This is a genomic window from Saccharomonospora saliphila YIM 90502, from assembly GCF_000383795.1.
In the GTDB taxonomy this organism is placed as follows: Bacteria; Actinomycetota; Actinomycetes; order Mycobacteriales; family Pseudonocardiaceae; genus Saccharomonospora; species Saccharomonospora saliphila.
In genome coordinates this window covers 30,103-34,096 of the sequence record NZ_KB912641.1, presented here as the reverse complement: position 1 = coordinate 34,096, position 3,994 = coordinate 30,103, and the positions used below count along the sequence as shown (strand labels likewise).

General features: G+C 72.9%; 4 protein-coding genes. All 4 read right to left on the bottom strand.

The genetic code is table 11. From position 1 onward, the window contains the following. Positions 1-765: biotin carboxylase N-terminal domain-containing protein (locus tag SACSA_RS0107815; RefSeq protein ID WP_019814823.1), on the bottom strand; the 765-nt coding region annotated here is incomplete at its 3' end. Between the two features lie 9 nt (positions 766-774). Next, complete coding sequence (locus SACSA_RS0107810; protein WP_019814822.1) at positions 775-2,382, bottom strand: acyl-CoA carboxylase subunit beta; 1,608 nt, start codon at positions 2,380-2,382, stop codon at positions 775-777. Continuing rightward, positions 2,379-3,656: an acyl-CoA dehydrogenase family protein gene (locus SACSA_RS0107805; protein WP_019814821.1), complete on the bottom strand. Its 1,278-nt coding sequence runs from the start codon at positions 3,654-3,656 to the stop codon at positions 2,379-2,381. The genes SACSA_RS0107810 and SACSA_RS0107805 overlap by 4 nt, the downstream gene beginning before the upstream one ends. Further along, on the bottom strand, positions 3,653-3,994 hold a 342-nt coding region (locus SACSA_RS22000), incomplete at its 5' end, for an AtuA-related protein (protein ID WP_048876544.1). The genes SACSA_RS0107805 and SACSA_RS22000, both read right to left, overlap by 4 nt.

Here is a 3,994-nt window from a genome sequence, read left to right as displayed (position 1 = left end):
GCGGGCCGCCGCGACCGCCGCCGCGCACAGCCGCGCCCGCAGCGCGTCGTCGACCAGCGGCGAGGGCGACTCCTCCAGCACCTTCTGGTGCCTGCGCTGGATCGAGCACTCCCGCTCGCCCAGCGCCCACACCGTGCCGTGCTCGTCGGCCAGGATCTGCACCTCGAGGTGCCTGCCCGCCTCGACCCACCGCTCACAGAACACGGTGGCGTCGCCGAAGGCCGCCCCCGCCTCGGCGCGGGCACCGTCCACGGCCGAAGGCAGGTCGGCGAGGTCGCGCACGACGCGCATCCCTCGCCCTCCGCCCCCGGCGGAGGCCTTGACCAGCACCGGAAGCTCACGCTCCGTGATCTGCCCGGGTTCCATCTCGGCCAGCACCGGCACGCCGGCCTCGGCCACGAGCCGTTTCGACGTGATCTTGGAACCCATCGTCGCGATCGCCCTGGGCGGCGGCCCCACCCAGGTCAGGCCCGCGTCGAGCACCGCACGGGCGAACCCGGCGCTTTCCGAGAGGAACCCGTAGCCGGGATGCACGGCGTCGGCGCCCGCGCGCAGCGCGGCGTCGACCACGGCGTCGGCGCGCAGGTACGTCTCGGCCGGTGTCGCGCCCGGAAGGCGCACCGCCGCGTCGGCGGCCGCGACGTGCGGTGCGTCGGCGTCCGGGTCCGAGAACACCGCGACGGTGCCGATCCCGGCGTCGGCGCAGGTACGCAGGACGCGCAGGGCGATCTCACCCCGGTTGGCGACGAGCAGATTCGTGATCACGCCGACTCCTCACATCCGGAAGACGCCGAAGCCGGTGCCGTCGAAGCCGGCACCCCGGACCGGCCGCGTGTGCACCGCCGACAGGCACAGGCCCAGCACCGTGCGGGTGTCCCTCGGGTCGATGACGCCGTCGTCGTAGAGCCGTCCCGACAAGAACAGCGGCAACGACTCGGCCTCCACCTGCGACTCCACGGCCGCGCGCAGCGCCGCGTCCCCGTCGGCGTCGTAGGGCTTGCCCTTGGCCTCGGCCGCCGCCCGCGAGACCAGTGACAGCACCCCGGCGAGCTGTTGCGGTCCCATCACCGCCGACTTGGCGCTGGGCCAGGCGAACAGGAACCGGGGGTCGTAGGCGCGGCCGCACATGCCGTAGTGCCCCGCCCCGTAGGAGGCCCCGAGCAGCACCGACAGGTGCGGCACCCGGCTGTTGGACACCGCGTTGATCATCATGGCGCCGTGCTTGATGATGCCGCCCTGCTCGTAGTCGGTGCCGACCATGTAGCCGGTCGTGTTGTGCAGGAACAGCAGGGGTGTGTCGGTCTGGTTGGCGAGCTGGATGAACTGGGCGGCCTTTTGCGACTCCTCGCTGAACAGCACCCCCCGCGCGTTGGCGAGCACGCCGACCGGGTAGCCGTGGATGCGGGCCCACCCGGTGACCAGGCTGGCGCCGTAGTCGGGTTTGACCTCGTCGAAGTCCGAATCGTCGACGACGCGGGCCAGCACCTCGCGCGGGTCGAACGGCACCTTCAGCCCGTCGGGCACGATGCCGAGCAGCTCCTCCTCGTCGTACCGCGGGGGCGCGGCGACGGCCGGCGCGGTACCGGTCTCGCGCCGGTTGAGCCGGGCCACGATGCGCCTGCCGAGGCGGAGGGCGTCGTACTCGTCCCGCGCCAGGTGATCGGCGAGGCCGGAGCGGCGCGCGTGCATGGCCGCCCCGCCGAGAGACTCCTCGTCCGCCTCCTCCCCGGTGGCCATCTTCACCAGCGGTGGCCCACCGAGGAAGACCTTCGCCGCGTCCTCGACCATCACGACGTGGTCGGACATGCCCGGCACGTAGGCTCCGCCCGCCGTGGAGTTGCCGAACACGAGCGCGATCGTCGGGATTCCGGCGGCCGAGAGCCGGGTGAGGTCGCGGAAGAGCCTGCCGCCAGGGATGAAGATCTCCTTCTGGCTGGGCAGGTCGGCACCACCCGACTCGACCAGATTGATGACCGGCAGGTGGTTCTCCCACGCGATGTCGCAGGCGCGGAAGATCTTGCGCACCGTCCACGGGTTGCTCGCGCCACCGCGCACGGTGGGGTCGTTGCCGATGATCACGCATTGGACCCCGGATACGACACCGATGCCGGTGACCACGCTGGCGCCCACCGGGTAGTCGCTGCCCCAGCCCGCGAGCGGGGACAGTTCGAGAAACGGCGCGTCGGCGTCGAGCAGCAGCTCGACACGCTCCCGCACGGTGAGTTTGCCGCGCCGGTGGTGCCGGGCGACGTACTTCTCGCCACCCCCGCCGACGGCCTTGGCGTGCTCGGCCTCGACCTCGGCGAGCTTGGCCAGCATCGCGTCCCGGTTGGTCGCGTACTCCGGGGTCGAGGTGTCCAGAGTGGAGCGGAGTGCGGTCATGCCGTGTATCCCAGTGTCCGTGCCGCCAGTTCGGTCATGATCTCGTCGGTGCCCCCGCCGATGCCGAGGATGCGCATGTCCCGGTAGTGACGCTCTACTTCGGACTCGCACAGGTAGCCGATCCCGCCGTGCAGCTGCACGGCCCGGTCGACGACCCACTGCCCGGCCTCGACGGCGCTGTTCTTCGCGAAGCAGGTGCGCGTGAGCACGTCCTCGCCCCGCGCGTGGGCGAGGGCGGCCTGCCGGGTGTAGGTGCGGGCGAGGTCGATGCGCCGCGCCATCTCCACCAGCGTGTGCCGCACCGTCTGGCGGGAGATCAGCGGTCTGCCGAACGTCTCGCGCGCCCGGCACCACTCCAGCGTGCGGTCCAGTGCCCGCTGCGCGGTGGCGTAGGCCTGCACGGCCAGCGACAGGCGCTCGGTGACGAAGTGGGTGGCGATCTGGGCGAAGCCGGTGTTCTCCGCGCCGACGAGGTTGCTCACGGGCACCCGCGCGTCGGTGAAGGCCAGTTCGGCGGTGTCGGAACAGTGCCAGCCCATCTTCTCCAGCCCACGGCTGACCGTGAACCCGGGTGTGTCCCGCTCGACGACCAGCAGCGAGATGCCGTGCGCGCCCTCCCCACCGGTGCGCACGGCCGTGGTCACGAAGTCGGCGCGGCAGCCGGAGGTGATGAACGTCTTGGCGCCGTTGACGACGTAGTGCGCACCGTCGCGGCGGGCCGTCGTGCGCAGCGCGGCGACGTCGGAGCCGCCGTCGGGCTCGGTGATCGCCAGCGCGCCGATCGTGTCCCCGGCCAGTGTGGGCCGCACCCACCGCTCGATCTGCCACTCCTCGCCCGCCGCCGCCAGGTGCGGGACGGCGATGCCGCAGGTGAACAACGAGGCGATCACCCCACCGGAGGCGCCCGCGTAGTGCATCTCCTCGGTGACGGTGAGCGCGTCGAGGAGGTCACCGCCCGAGCCGCCGACGTGCTCGGGAAACGACACGCCCAGCAGGCCGATCTCTCCGGCAGCGCGGTGCAGCCACCGGGGCAGCTCGCCGTCGCGTTCCCACTCGTCGAGATTCGGCAGCACCTCGCGCTCGACGAACCGGCGCACGGTCCGGCGCAGCTCGGCCCGCTCGGGGGTGGCGAACGGGTCCCGGGTGTCCGGGGCCCCCGCCGACTCCGGGGCCTCCTGCGGCTCCGGGGCCTCCGCCGATTCCGGGGCCGCCGAGTCCGAAGCCCCCGCCGATTCCGGGGCCCCCGCCGATTCGGCGGCGTGACCGGCGTTCACAGCAGCACCTCCGGGATGTCCACGTGCCGGGCGCGCAACCACTCGCCCAGCGCCTTGGCCTGCGGGTCGAACCGGGCCTGGGCGGCCACGCCGTCGCCGAGCAGCCCGTCGACGACGAAGTTGAGCGCGTACAGGTTCGGCAACGCGTACCGGCGCACCGGAAGCGACGCGGTCTCGGGCAGCAGGCGGCGCAGCTCGGCCACCGTGAGCGTGTGCGCGAGCCAGCGCCACGCGGGTTCCGACCGCACCCACACGCCGAGGTTGGCGCTGCCGCCCTTGTCCCCGCTGCGGGCACCGGCGACCGTGCCCAGCGGCGCGCGCCGCGTGGGTCCGGCGGA